General features: G+C 38.3%; 22 protein-coding genes. 7 read left to right on the forward strand and 15 right to left on the reverse strand.

The genetic code is table 11. The features are described 5' to 3' along the window. The first annotated feature begins 3 nt into the window (after positions 1–3). A complete protein-coding gene (locus OLM45_RS11590) occupies positions 4–918 on the forward strand; it encodes a bifunctional metallophosphatase/5'-nucleotidase (protein ID WP_264510329.1) in 915 nt (304 codons plus the stop codon). On the opposite strand, the gene OLM45_RS11595 is transcribed toward OLM45_RS11590, so the two are convergent. The 8 genes from OLM45_RS11595 to rpsF all read right to left on the reverse strand — a co-directional run bounded on the left by OLM45_RS11595 (position 877) and on the right by rpsF (position 6,677). Next, positions 877–1,587, reverse strand: a complete 711-nt coding sequence (locus tag OLM45_RS11595) for a lysoplasmalogenase family protein (protein WP_264510331.1) — start codon at positions 1,585–1,587, stop codon at positions 877–879. The genes OLM45_RS11590 and OLM45_RS11595 overlap by 42 nt on opposite strands. A gap of 44 nt (positions 1,588–1,631) precedes the next feature. After that, the gene (locus OLM45_RS11600) at positions 1,632–2,318 is read right to left on the reverse strand and encodes a hypothetical protein (RefSeq protein ID WP_264510333.1); all 687 of its coding nucleotides are present in this window, start codon (positions 2,316–2,318) and stop codon (positions 1,632–1,634) included. Then, positions 2,315–3,004, reverse strand: a complete 690-nt coding sequence (locus OLM45_RS11605) for a hypothetical protein (protein WP_264510335.1) — start codon at positions 3,002–3,004, stop codon at positions 2,315–2,317. Before OLM45_RS11605 ends, OLM45_RS11600 begins: the two co-directional genes overlap by 4 nt. Continuing rightward, a complete protein-coding gene (ligA, locus tag OLM45_RS11610; RefSeq protein ID WP_264510336.1) occupies positions 2,991–4,991 on the reverse strand; it encodes an NAD-dependent DNA ligase LigA in 2,001 nt (666 codons plus the stop codon). Before ligA ends, OLM45_RS11605 begins: the two co-directional genes overlap by 14 nt. 45 nt (positions 4,992–5,036) lie before the next feature. Further along, positions 5,037–5,516, reverse strand: a complete 480-nt coding sequence (locus tag OLM45_RS11615; RefSeq protein ID WP_264510338.1) for a DUF6495 family protein — start codon at positions 5,514–5,516, stop codon at positions 5,037–5,039. A 63-nt stretch (positions 5,517–5,579) separates the two neighbouring features. Beyond that, entirely contained in the window at positions 5,580–6,020 is a 441-nt protein-coding gene (gene rplI / locus OLM45_RS11620) for a 50S ribosomal protein L9 (RefSeq protein ID WP_264510340.1), read from the reverse strand. Between the two features lie 15 nt (positions 6,021–6,035). After that, positions 6,036–6,332, reverse strand: coding sequence for a 30S ribosomal protein S18 (gene rpsR / locus OLM45_RS11625; RefSeq protein ID WP_129462358.1), 297 nt, complete (start codon positions 6,330–6,332; stop codon positions 6,036–6,038). A gap of 6 nt (positions 6,333–6,338) precedes the next feature. Then, positions 6,339–6,677 carry a 30S ribosomal protein S6 gene (gene rpsF, locus OLM45_RS11630; RefSeq protein ID WP_129462357.1) on the reverse strand — a complete coding sequence of 113 codons (339 nt, stop codon included), beginning with the start codon at positions 6,675–6,677 and terminating at the stop codon, positions 6,339–6,341. A gap of 170 nt (positions 6,678–6,847) precedes the next feature. Here rpsF and OLM45_RS11635 point away from each other — a divergent pair, with 170 nt between their 5' ends. Beyond that, complete coding sequence (locus OLM45_RS11635) at positions 6,848–7,543, forward strand: LytR/AlgR family response regulator transcription factor (RefSeq protein ID WP_129462356.1); 696 nt, start codon at positions 6,848–6,850, stop codon at positions 7,541–7,543. Here the strand turns inward: OLM45_RS11635 and priA are convergent. The 5 genes from priA to OLM45_RS11660 form a co-directional block, all read right to left on the reverse strand. Next, on the reverse strand, positions 7,540–9,987 hold the full coding sequence (gene priA / locus OLM45_RS11640) for a primosomal protein N' (protein ID WP_264510342.1): 2,448 nt from the start codon (positions 9,985–9,987) through the stop codon (positions 7,540–7,542). The two genes, OLM45_RS11635 and priA, sit on opposite strands and share 4 nt — an antisense overlap. Positions 9,988–9,993: 6 nt before the next feature. Further along, positions 9,994–10,953 carry a YihY/virulence factor BrkB family protein gene (locus tag OLM45_RS11645; RefSeq protein ID WP_264510344.1) on the reverse strand — a complete coding sequence of 320 codons (960 nt, stop codon included), beginning with the start codon at positions 10,951–10,953 and terminating at the stop codon, positions 9,994–9,996. Next, positions 10,954–11,811 carry a carboxylating nicotinate-nucleotide diphosphorylase gene (gene nadC, locus OLM45_RS11650; protein ID WP_264510346.1) on the reverse strand — a complete coding sequence of 286 codons (858 nt, stop codon included), beginning with the start codon at positions 11,809–11,811 and terminating at the stop codon, positions 10,954–10,956. It abuts the gene before it with no gap. A 24-nt stretch (positions 11,812–11,835) separates the two neighbouring features. Then, a complete protein-coding gene (locus OLM45_RS11655) occupies positions 11,836–13,239 on the reverse strand; it encodes an FAD-binding oxidoreductase (RefSeq protein ID WP_129462352.1) in 1,404 nt (467 codons plus the stop codon). A gap of 63 nt (positions 13,240–13,302) precedes the next feature. Further along, complete coding sequence (locus OLM45_RS11660) at positions 13,303–14,208, reverse strand: AEC family transporter (RefSeq protein WP_264510348.1); 906 nt, start codon at positions 14,206–14,208, stop codon at positions 13,303–13,305. A gap of 121 nt (positions 14,209–14,329) precedes the next feature. Between OLM45_RS11660 and meaB the strand changes: the two genes are divergently transcribed. After that, positions 14,330–15,421, forward strand: coding sequence for a methylmalonyl Co-A mutase-associated GTPase MeaB (meaB, locus tag OLM45_RS11665; RefSeq protein ID WP_264510350.1), 1,092 nt, complete (start codon positions 14,330–14,332; stop codon positions 15,419–15,421). A 2-nt stretch (positions 15,422–15,423) separates the two neighbouring features. Here meaB and OLM45_RS11670 read toward each other — a convergent pair whose 3' ends face one another. Further along, a complete protein-coding gene (locus OLM45_RS11670; protein WP_129462349.1) occupies positions 15,424–15,648 on the reverse strand; it encodes a hypothetical protein in 225 nt (74 codons plus the stop codon). A 51-nt stretch (positions 15,649–15,699) separates the two neighbouring features. Beyond that, positions 15,700–17,076, reverse strand: coding sequence for an MATE family efflux transporter (locus tag OLM45_RS11675; protein ID WP_264510352.1), 1,377 nt, complete (start codon positions 17,074–17,076; stop codon positions 15,700–15,702). 258 nt (positions 17,077–17,334) lie between these two features. Between OLM45_RS11675 and OLM45_RS11680 the strand changes: the two genes are divergently transcribed. From OLM45_RS11680 to OLM45_RS11695, 4 genes are all read left to right on the forward strand, one after another. Beyond that, positions 17,335–18,351 (forward strand): T9SS type A sorting domain-containing protein, encoded by a 1,017-nt coding sequence (locus tag OLM45_RS11680; RefSeq protein WP_264510354.1) that lies wholly within the window; start codon positions 17,335–17,337, stop codon positions 18,349–18,351. Positions 18,352–18,512: 161 nt separating this feature from the next. Next, a complete protein-coding gene (locus OLM45_RS11685) occupies positions 18,513–19,013 on the forward strand; it encodes an RNA polymerase sigma factor (RefSeq protein WP_264510356.1) in 501 nt (166 codons plus the stop codon). Positions 19,014–19,015: 2 nt separating this feature from the next. Beyond that, positions 19,016–19,930: a hypothetical protein gene (locus OLM45_RS11690; protein ID WP_264510358.1), complete on the forward strand. Its 915-nt coding sequence runs from the start codon at positions 19,016–19,018 to the stop codon at positions 19,928–19,930. A gap of 38 nt (positions 19,931–19,968) precedes the next feature. Next, positions 19,969–21,882: a vWA domain-containing protein gene (locus OLM45_RS11695; protein ID WP_264510360.1), complete on the forward strand. Its 1,914-nt coding sequence runs from the start codon at positions 19,969–19,971 to the stop codon at positions 21,880–21,882. Positions 21,883–21,887 lie beyond the last annotated feature (5 nt).

Below are 21,887 nucleotides of genomic sequence, written 5' to 3' on the forward strand. Positions count from 1 at the left end.
CCCATGAAACGTAGAGATTTTATCAAAAAAACCACAGCGAGTACCGCTTTAGTCGGAATGACCGGATTGGGATTAAGCAGTTTTACCACAGCACAAACCAAGCACATCACTATTCTTCACACCAATGATGTGCACAGTTATATCGATCCTTTTCCTGCTGATCATCCCAAAAACCCGAATATGGGTGGCGTAGCCCGACGTGCGGCTTTAATCAGCATGATTCGAAAAGAAAATCCGAACGTATTACTTTTGGATGCGGGTGATATTTTCCAAGGAACGCCTTATTTCAATTATTATGGAGGCGAATTGGAATACAAGCTCATGAACATGATGGGCTATGATGTGGCGACTATCGGTAATCATGATTTTGACAATGGTATTGAAGGATTGTTAACCCAACTCAAAACAGCCGATTTTGAAATGGTTTCTGCCAATTATGATGTGCGAAATACCGCATTACACGGCCATGTAAAACCGTATACGATCAAAAAAGTAGACGGGGTAAAAATTGGGATTTTCGGACTTGGGGTTGAACTACAAGGCTTGGTTGATAAAAAAAACTGCAAAGAAACGGTTTATCTTGACCCAGTCGAAATTGCCACAGATATGGCGCATGAACTTCGTCATAATCAAAAATGTGATTTGGTGATTTGTCTTTCCCACTTAGGTTATAGCTATAAGGATGAAAAAGAGAAAATTTGCGATGTTTTATTAGCTCAAAAAACTAAAGATATCGACTTGATTATCGGGGGACATACCCATACTTTTTTGGATAAACCTGTAATTGAAACCAATAGTGTCGGAAAAAAAGTACTAATCAACCAAGTGGGATGTTACGGTTTAAATTTGGGTCGAATTGACTTTTATCTAACTGATTCACAACTTACTTCGGAAGGCGCTGCCATCGTTGTGGGTTGATTCTGCTGCCAAAACAAATTTATAAAAAGTATAAAACGCAAGGATATTAATGGTCATCGCTAGCGGTCGCATCCACTCAGAATGCACTTCAGTGAGGTAATATTTTTCAATGTAAATCACCAATTGAAGTCCGAGAAACAACAAAGTACTAATCAACAAAAGTGAATTGACCTTATTGTCTTCCATGACATACAACGAAATTGCAATACCCCCCAAAATGGCAGCGAGAATGTTATGAAACAGAATAAGATACATCGTATTATCAGGTAATTCATTGGCTGTAAATAAATAGAAAAAAATAAATCCCAACGGTAATGTTGCAACAACTAAAGGGATAAAGTGCTTAATTTTTATTTTTTTTAAAATAAAAAACAATAAAAAAATGCGGTGCACACTATAGGCAATTACGCCATAAAACAAAATTTGTGGATTATCGGGTATGAATAGCAGGTTGGTTACCATCGACAATCCCATAATAATGAAAAACAAAGAATCTTTTCGTGCAGAATTCAAATAATACAAAACCATTAATAGTAGAGGAATCAACGGTTTGGTCATGTATATGAGTTGATTCAAATGAAAATACTCTGCAACCACTTCTATACCCCCATTGAAGAAGTACAAAACAATTAGGAATGTCAAGATGTATTTTCTAAAATCCTGATTCATTCCATAAAATTAACACTTTTTGATACAACTTCTTAATTAGACTCTTATTTTTTAAATTCTTCCTCCATAAGAAGAACGTATTTCACCAAGAAGAAATGAGCAAAAACAAACAATAACATGGATAATGGCTTCATAATGTGTACATCTAAATAATACATTTTAACCCCCAATACAAAAAGGTTTAAAGCAAAATAAAGTGAACTCATGAAAAGCATTTTACTAGCCTTATCGCCCACAATATAAAAGGAAGCAAAAGAGAAACCCCCAAAAATGGACATCAATATACTTTGCAGTAAAAGAATGTACAAATCGGGGACCACTATTGCCTCAAAAGAAAGATTAATTACACTGAGAAATAAAATCATAAAAGGAGCCGAACCAAACAAAACTGGCAGTAAACCGTTGCCTCGTTTTCGCTCAAATTTGGCAACTTGAAGTAGGACAAATACACGGTGCAAAACGAATAAAAGTAAGGCGCAAAATGTTGTCCATTCTGATTTGAGGATAAATGCAATATTGGCCAACCAATTCACCCCTAAAGCCAATGTGTAAAAAAGAGCCCTATTAGAAGTGCGTTGAAGGTAATACAATAATAAAATGGGTAAAATCAATGGCTTTGTCAGCCAAATTACGGTACTATTTTCAAAATATTCCGCACTAATTTCAAGGATGGAAATTAGAAAATACAGAAAAACGAATAGTGATTTTTTGTCGGAATAAAAGCGAATCATAATTTACCTATTCTTATTTTATCATCAGGGATATGAATCACAAACAACACTATAAATAAATAGGATAGATTTTGACAAATAAAATGAATTATATCGAGCACGACAAGTTTAAACTCATAGTTGTACATCACATAAAATACTTGTGAAACCAATATGGTAATTGTAGCTAACAATAAGTACAAATTTGACATTCGCATGCGCCAAATAATATTGAAAGAAGAAAGCAGATTCATTACAACCAATGTTACACCAAAAACCCCAACATAAATTGGCATATTCGATTTATCATTTTCAAAAAAACTGACAACCATTTTCCATAAATACAACAGGAAGGCTACAATAATTGCTAATGAAAATACATTAAAAACATCCCATCGAAACCGTTCCCTGACTTTCCAGGCCATTATCGAAATCAAAATATTAGCCATAAAAAAAGGCCCCAATAAATAAATAAGTTCTTGATCAAAATCCATCAATGAAACAGCATCACCAACAAAACAGAAAAACAAAAAAAATGCAAGTAAAAGACTAACCTTTTTTACATGTCCCAAGTAATAAAAAATAATCGAAGGAATAATTAAAGGAAAGGAAAATAACTTCAATCCGTCCCAATGCATAAAATTGGCAACTGTTGCTGCAATTGAAAACAGAAAGAAAAGAAGTAATGCAATCTTAGTTATTTTCATTCAAGAGTTGGATATAATCATCTTCAGTTATTATAGGCACACCTAACTTAGTCGCTTTTTCTAATTTTGCAGGCCCCATATTAGCCCCCGCTATCACATAGTCGGTTTTTGCCGAAATCGAACTTCCTACTTTCCCGCCGTTCTCTTCAATTGAAATTTTTAAATCATCCCGATTGAACTTTTCAAAAACACCTGAAACTACAAACGTCTTTCCTTGCAACTTGTTAGTAGCATTGGGATTGAACTTTTCTACTACTTCAAATTGAATTCCGAATGCCTTCAAGCGAGTAATGATGCGTTGGTTATTTTCATTTTCAAAAAACTCAAGCACACTTTGCGCAATCCGCTCTCCGATTTCATCCACTAAAATCAAATCCATTAGAGAAGCAGCCTGTAAAGCCTCAATCGATTTATAATGGCGGGCTAATTTCTTGGCTACGGTTTCCCCAACATAGCGAATACCTAACGCAAATAGAACCCGTTCAAAAGGAACTTCTTTGGATTTTTCGATACCGTTGACCAGGTTCTCCGAACTCTTTTGCGCCATGCGATCCAATTGAATTACTTGATCCACGATCAATTCATACAAATCAGAATAATCATGAACCAAACCGTTATGATACAGCAAAGCTACCGTCTCTCCGCCTAACCCTTCAATATCCATAGCTTTACGCGAAATATAATGCTCGATTCGTCCTATAATTTGCGGTGGACAACCGTAATAATTCGGGCAATAATGCTGGGCTTCACCTTCTTTCCGAATCAACTCCGTTTGACATTCAGGACAATGCGTAATATAAACAACCGGCTCCAAAGCAGGTCCGCGTTGTGCCACGCCAATTACTTTGGGGATAATTTCTCCGCCTTTTTCCACATAAACAGAATCACCGATACGCAAATCCAACTTTTCAATTTGATCGGCGTTGTGCAATGAGGCTCTTTTTACAATGGTTCCCGCCAATTGCACGGGTTCGAGATTGGCCACCGGCGTAATCGCACCGGTTCGACCCACTTGATAAGTTATCGAATTGAGTGTGGTTGTGACTTGCTCCGCCTTAAACTTATAGGCAATAGCCCATCGCGGCGCTTTGGCGGTATATCCTAATTCCTGTTGTTGATGAAAATCATTGACTTTAATTACAACACCGTCGGTTTCATACGGCAAATCATGGCGGTGTACATCCCAATAATCGATAAACTCGAAAACTTCGTGCATGTTTTGCGCCAACTTCGACTGATTGGGAACTTTGAAACCCCAGTCACGTGCAGCTTGCAATCCGTCAAATTGGGTAGGAAAGGGAAGATTATTTCCAGTAATTGAATATAAAAGACAATCTAATGGTCGTCGAGCCACTTCGCTACTGTCTTGCAACTTCAAACTGCCCGAAGCGGTATTTCTAGGATTGGAATACGGTGTTTCCCCAATATCGATCAACTCCTGATTCATTTTTTCAAAGCCATCGATTGGCAAAATAATTTCGCCACGAATAGCAAACTTGGGTGGAAAATTCCCTTTTAACTGTAAGGGAACCGACTTAATCGTTTTGATATTTTGGGTCACATCATCGCCTTGAAAGCCATCGCCGCGCGTTACGGCCCGAAGCAGTTTTCCGTTTTCATAGGTAATACTGATGGAAGCGCCGTCGTATTTTAATTCGCAGGTATATTGCACAGGAACATCACCCAACATTTTTTGAATACGATTTTCCCAATCCAAAAGATCGTCACGAGAATAGGAATTATCCAATGAATACATGCGGTATTCGTGTACTACCGTTTCAAAATTTTTGGTGATCATTCCGCCAACACGTTGGGTAGGCGAATTGGGATCAGCAAACTCAGGATACTGAATTTCCAAAGATTGCAATTCCTTCAACAATTGGTCAAAATCATAATCGGAAATGGTTGGATTGTCCAATACATAATAGTTATAATTATGTTGATGCAACAGTTCACGCAATTCCAGAATACGTTTTGGGAGCTCCATAAGTAATTATATTTATGGCACTAAAATAACCAATATTTGGGAATTCTATTCGGCTTGATTTAAGATTTCATTCATTTGAATGTACAACTGCCCATCGCTCAAAATAGCGCCTTGTGTAATTAAATCAAATAAAGCGGTATTGCGCTCCTCAGTGTAGTTTTTTCGACCGGTATGCACGTCTACTTCTGGGGTGAAAATATGTTCCGACAACCAACGCAATCCGTCTTTGGTCATCAAATCAACAGAAGGGTTGTTGGATTTAATGATGATGGATTGCATAAAAGCTTCTTGGCAATGAAATAAAAAGATATGTTGTGGTGAAAAATGCTCCAAGAATTTGGCATTGGTCAAGACGCCTTCCCAAATAAGATCCGAGAACACATCGAGTTCTTGTTCGGCCACCTCAGGCTTTTCTGATTTTAGTGTGTCCCATTCGCTTTTATCAATGGATTGGGAAGCTAAAAAATTAGCAAATTCTTGATGCAAGGCTTCGAATTGTTCCTTGGTTAAACGTTTGTATTTCATAAATGGTAGTCAAAAAAAATCCCGACCTTAAAAGGACGGGATTTTATAATATAAAATATTCGATTATTGTTCTGCTACAATTTCGTAAGCCAATTCAACAATAACTGAACGGTGTAAACGAACGGTAGCAGTATATTTACCAGTACGTTTTACAGTTCCACTAGTGATGAACTTACGATCAATTGAATGACCTGCTTTCTCTAAAGCTTCAGCGATATCGATATTGGTTACAGAACCAAACAATTTATCACCACCTGCTTTTGCAGAAATTTTAATTTCTAACGCTTTTAAAGATTCAGCTAAAGCTTGAGCATCCGCTACTATTTTAGCTTCTTTGTGCGCTTTTTGTTTTAAGTTCTCAGCCAAAACTTTTTTAGCTGAAGGCGTTGCTAAAGTAGCAAAACCTTGAGGAATTAGGAAGTTGCGACCGTAACCTGGTTTAACGCTTACGATATCATCTTTAAAACCTAAATTCTGAACGTCTTGTTTTAAAATAATTTCCATAATCTTTTCTCCTTATTATTTTAATAAATCAGCTACGTATGGCATTAATGCTAAATGACGTGCTCTTTTGATAGCTACAGAAACTTTTCTTTGGTATTTCAAAGAAGTTCCAGTTAAACGACGTGGTAAAATTTTACCTTGCTCGTTCACAAACTTTAATAAGAAGTCTGGATCTTTATAATCAACGTATTTGATACCTGATTTTTTGAAACGACAATACTTTTTCGTTTTGTTAGTTTCAATGTTTAAAGGCGTAAGATATCTGATATCTCCGTCTTTCTTTCCTTTTGCTGATTGTTCGATGTTCGACATGATTCCTTACGCTTTAGATTTTAATTTTTCTCTTCTTCTTTCTGCCCAAGATACCGCATGCTTGTCAAGTGCTACAGTTAAGAAACGCATCACTCGCTCGTCACGACGGAATTCAGTTTCAAATTGAATCAATACTTCTGGAGAAGCTTGGAATTCGAATAAATGGTAAAAACCACTTTTCTTGTGTTGGATTTCGTAAGCTAATTTTTTTAAGCCCCAATCCTCTTTTGATACCATTTTAGAACCCTTAGAAGTAAGAAAATCCTCGAACTTGCTTACTGTTTCCTTTACCTGAACTTCAGATAAAACGGGATTTAAAATGAAAACAGTTTCATAATGTTTCATAATACAAATGATTAAAAAATTCAAATTGGGCGCAAAAGTAAGGAAATAAATTTAATAAACAAGCAAAAAGTAAAAATATTCGCTTAAGTGCAAAAAAAGCCGATAAAAATTAGGTTTTTTGATTTTAACCTTATACTTTAGCACTACCAAATCTATAATAACACTAAATTATGAAGTTAAATTGTGTAGTTGTTGACGACAGTTCATTACAAAGAATGGTCATTGCAAAGTTAGTAAATAATCATCCAAATTTACACTTAGTTGGAGATTTTTCTAACGCTATCGAAGCAAAAAACTGTATGACGGTTCATACAGTGGACTTGATCTTCCTGGATGTTGAGATGCCTGTTATCAGCGGTTTTGATTTTATCGACGGCTTAAAAGTTAAGCCACAGGTAATTTTCATTACTTCTAAAGCAGAGTATGCGCTGAAAGCTTTCGATTACGACGCTACAGATTACCTACAAAAGCCTATTGTATTAGAGCGCTTTAACGCTTCTGTTAAACGTGCCCTGGAACAACACATGTTACGCCGTGAAAACCACGAAGAAGAAGGAGAACACATCTTTATTAAGAGTAATCTCAAAAAACTGAAGGTTTACACGAACAAAATCAAGTGGATTGAGGCCTATGGTGATTATGTAAAAGTGGTAACTGAAGAAGACACGAACTTGGTACTTTCCACAATGAAGTCTTTTGAAAAAGATTTATCAAAAGAAAAATTCATTCGCGTACACAAGTCGTATATTATTAATATAGACAAAGTAGAACGCTTTAACAGTAAATATGCTGAAATTGGCGTGACTAAAATTCCGTTAAGTCGTAACAAGAAAGACGATTTGATTAAAGCTTTGGCTATTGCTTAGTAAAAATCAACATTAACTGTAACCTTTACCGAACGGTATTGGGCAACCGAATCAAAACTATCCAAGACTTTTTGGATAGTTTTTTTTGTGCCCGCCAAAGGCTGTTGTGCCGGAATTTTAATCAAAATTGTGCGGATGTACTCGTTGCGAATTTTATTAATCGCAGGCTCTTCTGGACCGAGTACCGGACTCGCGATTTGTTGCTTCAAAACTTGATACAACCACAGGCTTCCTTCTTTTAATTTGCCAAAGTCACGGTGTTTTAACGTCAAACGTATCAATCGAAAATACGGCGGATATTTGTAAATCTGTCGGTCATACAGTTGTTCCTTAAACATTTCTGTATAACTATTGTGCGTAACTTGCTGAATCGTGTTGTGCATCGGATTGTACGTTTGTATAATCACCTTTCCTTGTTTCTCCGACCGTCCTGCTCTACCCGCTACTTGGGTCATCATTTGGAAACTGCGTTCGAATGCTCTAAAATCAGGATGATACAACATGGTATCGGCATTCAAAATTCCAACCAAGGAAACATTATCAAAATCCAACCCTTTGGCCAACATTTGGGTACCCACCAAAATATCAATCTCTCGATTTTTAAAACTGTCGATCAATTTTTCAAAACTGTATTTCCCTCGCGTGGTATCCTGATCCATGCGCTTGATGTTGCGCTCTGGAAATAAACTGGCCAATTCCAATTCAATTTGTTCGGTTCCAAAACCTTTGGTGGATAAATTGGTACTCGAACAGGCATGGCAACTGTTGGGTTTCGCAATCGAATAGCCGCAATAATGACAGCGTAATTGACTTTTGAATTTATGGTAGGTCAAACTCACATTACAATTCGTGCATTGGGGAATATGGCCGCACGTCATACATTCCATTACGGGGGCAAAGCCGCGGCGGTTTTGAAATAAAATGACCTGTTCGTTTAAGGCCAAGGCTTCAGATATGGCATCAATTAAATGCAAACTGAAATGACCTTTCATTCGTTTTTTAAAATACGCTTCTTTTAAATCCACCAATTCAACCGTAGGCAAGGGCGTTTTCCCAAATCGTTCAGATAAAGTAACCAATCCATATTTCCCGTTTTTGGCATTGAAATAGGTTTCTAAACTGGGTGTCGCCGAACCCAAAAGCGTTTTCGCTTGATGCGCATGCGCTAACACAATGGCGGCATCACGGGCATGGTAGCGCGGTGCTGGATCGTGTTGCTTAAAGGTTTGTTCGTGTTCTTCGTCAACTAAAATCAACCCTAAATTGGAAAAGGGTAAAAAAAGTGCTGAACGTGCACCAATCACAATTTGCGCTCCCTCAGATTGCTTCAACACCCGATGCCAAACTTCTACTCTTTCATTATTCGAATATTTGGAATGAAAAACACTAACCTTATTGCCGAAATATTTTGTCAATCGACTCACCAGTTGGGTAGTTAACGCAATTTCTGGTAACAAATACAAAACTTGCTTCCCTTTAGCAATTGTATCTTCAATTAGTTTAATATAAATTTCTGTTTTCCCCGAACCTGTGATTCCGTGCAATAACACGACATCTTTACTCGAAAAATCATGGTTTATTGTAGTAAATGCGGCTTCCTGGGTCTCACTTAAGGCAATTTCATATTCTTCAAATTGGGATTCAAAATTCACCCGATCTTCTTGAATCAAATAGGTTTCAAAAATGGCTTTATCGACCAAAGCCTTCAAAACCGCATCCGTAACTCCTGAGGCTTCTTTTAAACTCTTCACCGAAATAGGCTTGCGATCTCGGGCCTGCAATTGAAAATACATCAACACCGCATCCTTTTGTTTGCTGCTTTTCAACAGTTCGAGTAACCCTACTAACTGCTCTTGTTGGGTATATTCCTCGGCTAATCGTATGTATTTAACCAACTTGGGCTTGTAGATTTCCTGCACTTCTTCGTGTAAATGCAGCACTTCTTTTTGCAGTAACTTTTGAATAATCGGAAATACTCTTTTTTTATTAAGAATGGCGGCAGCTTCTTGAAGTTTTATCGAACTTTGGTGCTGTAAGGCTTCATAAATCAAGTATTCATCATCCGATAATTCGGAGGTATCAACAGCCGTATCTTTTTTAAAATTTAAAATGGTTTCACTTTCCAACAAAAAAGCGGAAGGCAGGGCACCCCGATAGACATCGCCCAATGAACACATATAATAGTCGGCTATCCACTGCCAATGTTTGAGTTGAAAAGCATTTACAATAGGCTGATCATCCAAGATTTGATGAATTTCTTTGGCCTCATATAATTGAGGTGGATTTTGATGTAAATCCAAAACCAAAGCCGTATACATTTTACTTTTACCAAACGGCACCACCACACGCATTCCAGGTTGCAGGAAATGAAATTCCTCCTCCGTAACCTGATAAGTAAAGGTTCGGGGCAAAGCCAACGGTAAAATAACTTCTGTAAAATACACGGTAAATTATAAGGATTGGGCTTGTTGTTCTTCTTTCAATTTTCGTTGCTCCTCGCGACGTTTGAGCGTATTTATCGTACCATTCAATTCAAATCCTAAAAGCAAAATGGCGCTGTTAATCCAAATGTAAAACATAACAACCAACAGCGTTCCTATCGAACCATAGAGTTCGTTGTATTTTGAAAAACGCACTACCCAAATCCCGAAAAAATACGAGGAAATAATAATTAATAAGGTTGTAAAAACAGAACCAATAGATATAAACGAACGTCGTTTATCGCGTTTAATTCCGAATTTAAATAAAATCGACGTCGCCATTAAAATCATCAAGATAACAAACGCATACCGTCCCATTTGAATGAGTGGAATGTCTTCTGAGAGTACATCTTGAATTTTGATTTTTTGAATAAAAACCTCAAAAACCACAATGGCCGCAACCGTGACGATCAATATCATCGAAAGCAAAATTGAAATACCCAAAGCAACTAGGTATTGACGAACAAACTTTCGCTTTTCACTCACATGATGCGAGGTTTCAAATCCGGTGAGTATTGCATTTACCCCATTGGTCATCAATAAAACTGCCATAAAAAATCCCGTCGAGATCAAACCTGAATGGGAATTATGGAGAATATCATTGACAATTTTTGAAATGGCATCAAATGTTGTGGGCGGCACACTTTGTTGGACAAATCCCATGAAATCATCTTGAAAACCTTCGATGGGGATGTAGGGTATTAAATTTAAAATAAAAAGTGCAAATGGGAACAAAGCCATAAAAAAGCTGAACGCAATTGAAGCCGCCCGATTAGACAAGGCATTTTCTGCAATTCCAGTCACATACAAATCCACCAATTCATACAGCGATAAACCGTGTAACCAAGGCAACTTGATACGATCAGTCAAGGCGATGAGATGGCGTATGCCGGGAAGTTTCTTTATTTTTTGTTCGATACTTTCTTGCATTTAAATCGCTTTCAAACTTAAATCCATGTTATATACAGAATGCGTTAATGCGCCCGAAGAAATATAATTCACCCCACATTCCGCATAGTGACGAATGGTCGTTTCATTAATATTTCCGGATGATTCGGTTTGGCATTTTGTTCCAATCAAAGCCACGGCTTTTTTAGTGTCTTCAAAATTGAAATTATCAATCAAAATACGGTGAATTCCTTCTGATTGAAGAATTTCTTCAATTTCTGCAAGATTTCGTGCCTCGACGATAATTTTTAAATCACGGCCGGTTTCTTGCAAATAGACTTGTGTTTTTTGGATCGCTGCAGTTATTCCGCCTGCAAAATCATTGTGATTATCTTTCAACATGATCATATCGTACAACGCAAAACGGTGGTTCTCGCCGCCTCCAATTTTCACCGCCCATTTCTCACAAGCGCGAAAGCCGGGCGTTGTTTTTCGTGTATCGAGAATCTTAGTGTTTGTTCCTTCCAATAAATCCACATAATGACGTGTTTTGGTAGCGACAGCACTCATTCGTTGCATCGAATTCAATACCAAACGTTCCGCTTTCAAAATGGATTGCGACCGACCTGTAACATGAAAAACGATATCCCCATGCTTCACCCGCGCACCGTCTTCAATAAAAACCTCCACGGTCATTTCGGGATCGACATAATGAAATACTTTTTGGGCAAAGGCTACTCCTGCAATGATGCCTTTATCTTTCACCAAAAGTTTAGCTTTACCTTGTGCATCAGCGGGTATACAGGCCAGCGAACTGTGATCGCCGTCTCCAACATCTTCGCGGATGGCATTGGCTATAATTAATTGTAATTCATTTTCAAATTGCGCTTCTGAAATCATAATTGCAAAGGTCTTGAGACCATTTTATAAGTTGTCAGGAAAAATTTTCCCTGGATTTAAAATATTATTTGGATCAAAAACATGCTTGATGCGCTCCATCAATTCAAGGTGAGTTTTGGAAAACGCAATATCCATGAAATTCTTTTGTACAAATCCGATTCCATGTTCGCCCGAAAGGGTTCCTTTTAACTGAACGGTTAATTCGAAAATCTCACGAATACCTTTTGGAACCTCGATTTGCCACTGTTCATCCGTCAAATCACCTTTGATGATATTAACATGTAAATTACCATCACCAGCGTGTCCATAACAAACCGATTGAAAACCGTATTTGGCACCAATTTTTTTGATTCCGGTTAAAAGTTCGGGCAACATATAACGGGGCACAACCGTATCTTCTTCTTTATACACCGAATTGGCTTTGACGGCTTCAGCTACGGAACGACGCATTTTCCATAACGCATTTTTTTGGTCTTCGGTATCTGCAAAAAGGACTTCATCGATTTCAAAATGTTCAACTACACTCAGAATTTTTTCAGCTTCCAACATGAGAATTTCGGGATAATTCCCGTCAACTTCAATCAACAAATGCGCTTGTACTTTTTCGGGAACTTGAACATTGATGCCTTCAACAAACTGAAGGGTCCAATCAATCGCATCGCGCTCCATAAATTCCAAAGCACTCGGAACAATCCCTGCTCTAAAAATTGCCGAAACTGCTTCACAGGCCTCTTCCGCTTTGAAAAACGGCACCAACATGAGTACATTATGACTGTTTTTGGGCAATAATTTCAAAACGATTTTGGTAATCACACCCAAGGTTCCTTCGCTTCCTACCATTAATTGGGTTAGGTTGTAACCTGTAGAGTTTTTCAGTGTATTGGCACCCGTCCAAATGATTTCACCGTTAGGCAATACCACTTCCAAATTGAGTACATAATCTTTAGTAACGCCATATTTTACAGCGCGTGCGCCTCCAGAATTTTCAGCGATATTTCCGCCAATAAAACAACTGCCCATACTGCTTGGATCTACGGGATAGAACAATCCTTTTTCAGCTACAGCCTCACGCAATACTTGGGTAATCACGGCGGGTTCAACGGTAACTTGTAAATTCTGTTCGTCGATTTCAAGAATCTGGTTCAAACGTTCTGTCGACAATCCAATTCCTTCATAAATACACAAAGCACCACCGCTTAAACCGGTTCGGCCCCCAATGGGTGTGGTGGGCATTTTATAATCATTGGCCGCTTTCAAAATTTCAGCAATCTCAAAGGCATTAGCCGGTTTTACAACAACATTGGGAGGAAAACTATAATCTTCGGTTTCATCATGTCCATAGGCTTTTAAAACCTCAACATCGGTCGAAATATAGGCACTTCCCACAATGGATTCTAAGCGGGAAAGTAATTCTAATGATAGCGCCATTTTTAATCTAATTATTCGTGTAAAAATAAAATTTTTGTTGGTAAAAAAGGTACTTTTTGGGGACTAAATCAGCAATAAATACCACAAATAAACGGTAATTAACGAAACTGGAATTCCAATTCCCACCATCAAATTACTCAATTTGGGTTTGAGTCCATAATTAGAAGCCAGAATAGCTCCAGAAATCATGGGAGGCATGGCCGCTTCTAGCAATGAAACATCGACGAGCAAACCGGTACCCGGAAACACTATTCGGTATAAAAAAACAAAAAGTAACGGTGTCAATACCAATTTAAAGACCAAACCCAGCGTTAGAAAGCCCCGATGTTTGCTGCGTTCGCCCAACTTCAACTGCAAACCCACCGACAATAATGCAACAGCAGAAACAGTGGCCCCTAATTGTTTGCAAACGCCTTGAAAGGAATCCGGAAAATCAACATGGAAAATTAATAATCCGACGGCAATCACAAAGGCGATGAACGGTGGGAAAAGGGCAACTTTATGCAAAATACTGCGTAAACTCGGTGCCCCAGATGAAAAAAAAGTGGCTGTAAAAACACCCGCTGTAGATAGTACCACAAAAGTTCCGGGTTGGTCAACTAAAATCGCCGCTTTTAAACCCGGTTCGCCAAAAAAAGCTTTCACCAACGGAAACCCGACAAAAGAGGTATTTCCTAAACCTGCCGTTAAAATCAAAGCGCCAATGAGTTTTTTGGGCCAATGGAATAGTTTTCCCAATCCATAGAAAAAAAGGAAAGCGACCAAAAATCCAATCCACGGCACTAAAACAGGATACAATAACGATGCATTGAGTTCGATTTTAGGAATATAAAACAGCGTCATCGCTGGCAGTGCAACATAGATGACATACTGATTTAAAGCAATATAGCCGTTTTTGGGAAAAGCGGGTACACGCTGTAATCCGATGCCAATACCGAGGCAAATAAAAATGAGGAGAATATTTTCCAATTGCAAATCATTTGAAAGACAAAGTAACGGTAAAATGGATAGAATTGTAGTGAAAACTATCCTAAATTCGCGTTGCAAACCCGAAAGTGATTTTTGTATCTTTACGAAAAAGTTAGTCCCCTTGGCAAAATCGTCGAAACATACTTCAGCTTTACAGGAAGTGGATGGTATTCCCCAACCGGAATTTATCAGCCAAAGCGCCTTACAAAAGGCAATGGCAAAGCGTCGGGTGCAGCCCAGTGCCGACGAACTGTTAGCCGGAATTCTTGCTCATGATAAAACGGCGTTGAGTCGGGCCATCACTCTAATTGAAAGTACGAACCCCGACCATTTGACCAAAGCCAACACAGTAATCCAAGGTTGTTTGCCTCATGCTAATCGTTCGGTTCGCATCGGAATCACAGGTGTGCCGGGTGTGGGAAAAAGTACGTTTATTGAAGCTTTCGGTACGTATTTAACCCAATTAGGTAAAAAGGTGGCGGTGTTGGCAGTTGACCCCAGCAGTTCCATTTCTCACGGCAGTATTTTGGGGGATAAAACCCGTATGGAGGAATTGGTGAAAGATGAAAATGCATTCATCCGCCCCAGTGCTTCAGGGGATAGTTTGGGTGGCGTCGCCCGAAAAACAAGGGAATCAATTATTCTTTGTGAAGCGGCCGGATTTGACACAATCATTATCGAAACGGTGGGTGTGGGTCAGAGCGAAACTGCGGTTCACAGTATGGTCGACTTCTTTTTATTGTTAAAAATTGCGGGCGCTGGCGATGAATTACAAGGCATCAAACGCGGCATCATGGAAATGGCGGATGCAGTAGTGATTAATAAAGCCGATGGCGATAATGTGGCGAAGGCGAAATTGGCCAAAACCGAATTCAATCGTGCTTTGCATCTTTTTCCGGCCAAAACTAGTGGTTGGACTCCAAAAGTTACAACGTGCAGTGCATTTGAAAAAACAGGGATTGATGCGATTTGGGAATTGATTTCCGATTACTTGACATTGGTTCAATCCAATCAGTATTTTGATCAGCGCAGACAAGAACAAAATCAGTACTGGTTAATGGAAACGATTAATGAACAATTGATGCAGCGTTTTTATCATCATCCGGAAATTGCTCCACTTTTGGAACAAAACAAAAAAGCGGTACAAAACCATGAGTTATCCCCTTTTGCAGCCGCTTCTATTGTTTTAAAAAAATATTTTAAAGAAAAATAATACTATTCAAATTCTTCCATTTCGCGATCGTAAAATTCGCCCGCTTGTTGGATTAAATCTTCCATTTCAGCTTCCAATTCGCTTTCGTCTTCATCATCAACATCATCAAAAATTTCGACCTCATCATTGGTCAAATTAATGATAAAACGGGGATAATCGAGGTGAATTACAAAAATATCATCTGGAAATTCGGAGTTGTCTGCGAGCACAAATTTGGGTAAATTCATGGTGAAAAGTTATAAATTATGAGTTATGAATTAAGAGTTGTAAAGACGTTTTTACTCGTTTTCACGAATCAGTTTTTTGGTTAAATAATCGAAGCGAAGATACAAAAAAAGCGCTGCAAATGTGAGACCGGCCAACAAACCAATCCATACCCCTACCGCTTTGAGTTCGGTGTATTTCCCTAAATAATACGAAATCGGGAACCCCAAAACCCAATAGGCCACAAAGGTCAAGTACATGGGGATTTTCACATCTTGCAATCCGCGTAATGCACCTAATACCACCACTTGGACCCCATCCGAAATTTGAAAAACGGCGGCAACCAATAAGAGTTGGGAAGCAATTTTAATCACTTCAACCGTATCTTGAATTTGCATTTCATTCTCTAAATTCAGGAATAAGTGCGGTAATACATTGTGAAAAACGACAAATAAAGTAGCAAAGATCATTTCGACCAAAAGCGTAAGCAAAAAAACGGATCGAGCGATGGAAAGTAACCCTTTATAATCCTGCAATCCTTTTTGATTGCCTACACGAATCATCGAAACCACGCTTAACCCCATAGCGAACATAAATGTGAGAGAGGCCATACTTAAAGCAATCTGATTGGCGGCCTGACTTGTTTTTCCGATACTGCCGCACAACCAAATGGCAGCGGTAAAGAGTACTACTTCAAAGAGCATTTGCAAAGCCGAGGGAATTCCCAATTGGGCAATTTTCAAGTACATTTCTTTTTTTAAATTTTTCAGTGAAAATTTTTGGAAATAAACCTTCAATTGCGATTGACGAAGTAAAATGAAATGCATAAATACCACCATAGCAATACGGGATATTACGGTCCCGAGTGCGGCACCAAGAATTCCTAATTTAGGAAAAATCCAAAACCCATAAATGAGTACATAATTAATTCCGACGTGCAAAACATTCGCCATAATGATGGCATACATGGAGTATTGGGTCATGGATAAACCGTCCGCAAATTGTTTGTACGCTTGATAAATAATTAAAGGAACTAATGAAAAAGCGACCCACGTAAGAAATGGTTTAGCTAGGACAATCACTTCACGGGGTTGATCCAAAAGCTCCATAATCGGTTGTGAAAAAACGACCAATGCAAAAAGCGTGCATCCAATTCCGGTACACAATACCAATCCATGATGAAAAACCGACCGAATATGATCGGTATCTTTTTCAATATCTGCTTCAGCGATTAATGGCGTAAGCGCAGTAGAAAATCCGATACCCAATGACATGGCAATAAATACCAAACTATTACCCAAAGAAACGGCCGCTAATTCTGTACTTCCCAAACGACCCACCATGATGTTGTCCACAATGGCAATAAGCGTATGTCCCACCATTCCCATGATTACGGGTAATGCTAGTCGGATATTGTAATTAAATTCTTTGGTAAACGTTTGTAAACTCATTTTGCTCAGTAATGAGTGCAAAAGTACGTTGGATTGTGGAAGAGAAAAAATAGAATATTAAAAAAACACTTTGTAAAAAAGTCGACCAAATGCAATATATAATTAAAAATAAGTAATATTATTCTTACAATTAAGCAATATAGGGATTTAAAACTCGACGAAATGCAATTTTGTAGGGTTATTCGTCTATTTTCAACATTATTTGTAGGATTATATTTATGACATGATGTAATTTAGTCGTACCAAATCATCAAAATTATGCGAAAATTTACTTTACTTATCAGTTTTTGCTGTGCTTATTTTGTACAAGCACAGAACATTTTTAGAGAGGACATGGGTACCTACACCACGAATGTCAGTTTATCAGGACAAGGCGGTTGGACCAATTCAGAAGATACTTACGGACTTGGATCGTGTACAGCTACCAGTTGTACCAATTCAACAGTAGTGCAACAGACGGTTGGCTATTTAAATTGGGGTACAGCTAACCGTTCTGTTGTATTAACTCCAAACGGTGATGGCTGCGGCATGCCATTTACTAGTCAGTCAACAGGCTATGTTTATTTAGGATTCGTCTTGCGCTTAACCGATTGTTCATCTACCAATTATGAGTTTATGCGGCTATGTGGTGGAAATTTGCAGACTGTTGCCATGAAAATATATGTCAAAAAACTATCTTCGACACAATATAATGTAGGCATTTCAAAGAATGCAGGAAATATTGTTTGGTCCTCTACCAATTATAATTTTAACACAAACCAGCTTATCGTTCTTAAATATGGATTTATGAGTGGTGCATCAGATGACTTATTATTGATGTATACCAATCCAAACATTAACAATACTGAACCTTCACTTCCCAATGCAATCACAAACATTGGTGATGATGCAACATCCCATTTTGATCATCTAATCATTAATCAATTGAGTCCGAACGCCCCTTCAGGACGCATTGGTTTAATCAGTATGGCACGTAGTTGGACCACATTGAAATTTAGTGCGCTAGAAAATGAGTCGTTTACTGCCAATCAATTTATTATCAATCAAAATCCGATTGATCACACCATAACTATTCAAAATGGTGCTGAAAGCGATACGTATTCATTGGAGTTTTATAATTCCATAGGTCAACGAGTATATACTACAAGTGTTGAACTGTCGAATGGAAGTGTAACACCCATCGATGTTAATACTTCGTTAGCAACTGGAATGTACCTTGTTCAAATCATAAATAAAGAAAAAAAGAAAGTAATTAAAAAATTGATGGTTAATTAAAAAAACCTCCTTCGGGAGGTTTTTTTTTGTGCCTACCTGATTGATTTTAAATATTTTTGAAAAAAAATCAAATCGTTTCCAACCTTTTGAAAAGGATTTGCCTCTTTATTTAAAAAGACACCCTTGTGATTGAAGAAAAATTAATAATAGGTTGCAAAAAGATGCATCGTGATGCCCAGCGTCAAGTCTATGATTTGTTGGGGCCTCGCTTATATCGACTTTGCAAACGCTATCTCAAAAAAGAGGAGGAAATTGAAGAAGTATTGGCCGATGCCTTTTACATCATTTTCACCAAAATAGAGCAGTTAAAAGAAAATAAAGCTTTTGAAGGTTGGGCCAAACGCATAACCGTTAATGAATGTTTGCACCAACTCAAACGCAACGTTAATTTTAATTTATACTTGGAAGATAGTGTTCAGCATCCTGCTGTGGAAGCCTTACAAGAACAGGCTTTATTGGAAGAAGATTTGCTAAAACTATTAGCACTACTGCCAGAAGGGAGTCGGACCATTTTTAACCTTTTTGTTATTGAAGGCTACGGGCACAAAGAAATTGCCGAAATGCTGAAAATATCCGAAGGAACCTCAAAATCACAACTGAATTTCGCCAAATCCAAATTAAAGGAATTGGTTAACCTACATTATTATCAACAGGCAAAATAACCATGGAGAATAACGATAAATTTTTCGAACAATATAAATCACTAGCTGATACTCCAGAAGACAATTCTTTTCCAGGAAAGGAATCGATTTGGGATCGTGTCGAATCAAAACTCGATCAAAAAGCGCTTACCAAGGAAAATAAAACATGGAAGAAAATTGCGGTGGCGGCATCGGTCCTTTTGGTGGTTTCCTTGGGGATTCTGACCTACAATCAATCCTCGAAATCATTACAACCGGTTTCTAATCAACCATTACAGCCAGAAAATGAAACGGTAGTGCATCAAGAAAAACAGGATGTTGAATCTACAAGGGAGTCAGATAATAAAAATTCAATCATTGCAAATGATAAAGACAATGTTTTAGATCAACAATTGCGTCATCCAGAATCTGTGGCCTTAAGCGCATCACCAGCTGCTGCAATGAGTGCGCCCACTGTTTCTAATGAAACTATTCAACTACCTACTACGCCGAAATTGGAAATTCAAAATGCAAAATCGTTGGCCAATCAAGGGTATTATAATAGTGCGAGTAGTGTTGATTTTGGATATAAAGACGATCGGAAATTTGTAGCCAGTTTGAAAGAACAGGATTCCAAATTTGTTATTCAAGGTAAATCCAAAAAAGACGATCCTTTGGTTGTAGTCGATGGAAAAGCAGTTGCCGATTACAATGCGGAAGATGCAGAATCCATTGTGTATTTAAAAAATCCGCTCTATATCATTAACGGTACAGAATATACTGAGCAAGAAGTTTTTGGTCCCAATCCCTCTTGTCCATATGCCCCAATCAAAAATCAAGAAATTGAGAGTGTAACGGTGCTGCAGGCCGATAAAGCTGTCGATACGTATGGTAAAAAAGGAGAAAACGGCGTTGTAATTATTACTACTAAAGACGGGAAACCGAACCCCAAGAAATAGCCGTATTTCCCAATTGTTTAACTAAAAAATCGAACGCCATGAAACATGTAAAACATTTTTCATTAGCCCTTGCTATGCTTATTAATTTCGTAGCGGTTGGGCAATTAAAAACGATCACTGGAGTAGTAACCGATGGCAAAAATTCATTGCCAATGGCGAATATTAAAATTAAAGGTACCCGCGTTGGGACCCAAACCGACTTGGATGGAAAATTCAGTCTTCAAGTCAGTGAAGGAGCTACCCTAGTTGCTTCATTTCAAGGTTATACGTCCAACGAAGTGACTATTGGAAAAGCCAATCATTATGTAATCGTATTAAAAGAAGAGGCAAATGTATTGAAAGAAGTCGTGGTGCACGGGTATCGAACGGTATCTAAGAAACAATCGGTTGCTGCATCTTGTAGGGTTGTAACGAGTAAAATCATTGAAAACCGTCCCAATGCCAATGTGATGACCACTTTACAAGGCCAACTTGCGGGTGTTTCTATTCAATCCACTGATTCGAATAGGGATGTAAAAGATAAAAAAGGTATCAACTCCAACCCTGATGAATCCTATGGCGCTTTAATAGAAAATGTATTTGAGAGTCCGGTAGCCAACCCACTTTCCACTTTTTCCATTGATGTGGATAATGCTTCGTACACCAATATTCGCAGGTTGATAAACAACGGACAAAAAGTACCCAAAGATGCCGTTCGTGTGGAAGAAATGGTTAACTTTTTTAAATACAATTACAACCAACCCACAGGCGTACATCCTTTTTCAATTCATACCGAATACAGTGCATGTCCCTGGAATACCAACTCCAAATTGTTGCGTATTGCTTTACAAGGAAAAACGATTGAAAGTCAGTCCCTACCCGCCTCCAATTTGGTATTCTTAGTGGATGTCTCGGGTTCGATGAATGATGCCAATAAATTGCCATTAGTCAAACAATCGTTGAAAGCTTTGACATCGCAATTACGAGCCGATGATAAAATTGCCATCGTGGTTTATGCAGGAGCTGCCGGATTGGTTTTGCCTCCAACATCGGGAAAAGAGAAAAATAAAATCATTGAGGCATTGGACCAACTTTCCGCTGGGGGAAGTACGGCGGGAGGTGCCGGAATTGAATTGGCGTATAAAGTAGCGCAAGAGAATTTTATCAAAGGGGGCAATAACCGTGTCATTATCGCAACCGATGGCGATTTTAATGTGGGCTATAATTCAACCAGTGACTTGGGACAGTTGATTGAAGAAAAACGCAAAACGGGAGTATTTCTCACTTGTTTGGGCTACGGTATGGGGAATTATAAAGACACTACTTTGGAAACGTTGGCCGACAAAGGGAATGGTAATTATGCGTATATCGATACAGCTCAAGAAGCCAATCGATTTTTGGTCAAAGAATTCAAAGGATCCCTGTTTGCGATTGCTAAAGATGTGAAAATTCAAATCGAATTCAATCCCGCCTTGGTGCAAGCCTACCGTTTAATAGGCTATGAAAACCGAAAATTACGCCCAGAGGATTTTAAAAATGATGCGATTGATGCAGGTGAATTGGGCAGTGGACACACGGTAACTGCTTTTTACGAAATCATCCCTACTGGAATAAGCTCAAGCTTTTACACCGCAGCAGATCCGTTGAAATATGCTTCAAAAGTCGAAGTAGATACCCAATTGCATCAGGAATTGGCTACAATAAAATTTCGCTATAAAAAACCAGAAGAAGAGAAAAGTATTGAAATGACGAGGGTGATTCAAAACAATCCGGGCAACTTATATAATTCATCTACTGACTTCCGTTTTGCCACTGCAGTAGCTTGGTTTGGATTGTATTTGAGAGATTCAAAATTGATTCAAAACAACACCGTTGCCGATATTTTAGACTTAGCCAATAATGCTATTGGAACCGATAAAGAAGGCTATCGCTATGAATTTATCCGATTGATGGAAAGCCAACAAAATAATTAGTTAGG

The organism is Flavobacterium sp. N1719 (assembly GCF_025947045.1).
GTDB lineage: Bacteria > Bacteroidota > Bacteroidia > Flavobacteriales > Flavobacteriaceae > Flavobacterium > Flavobacterium stagni.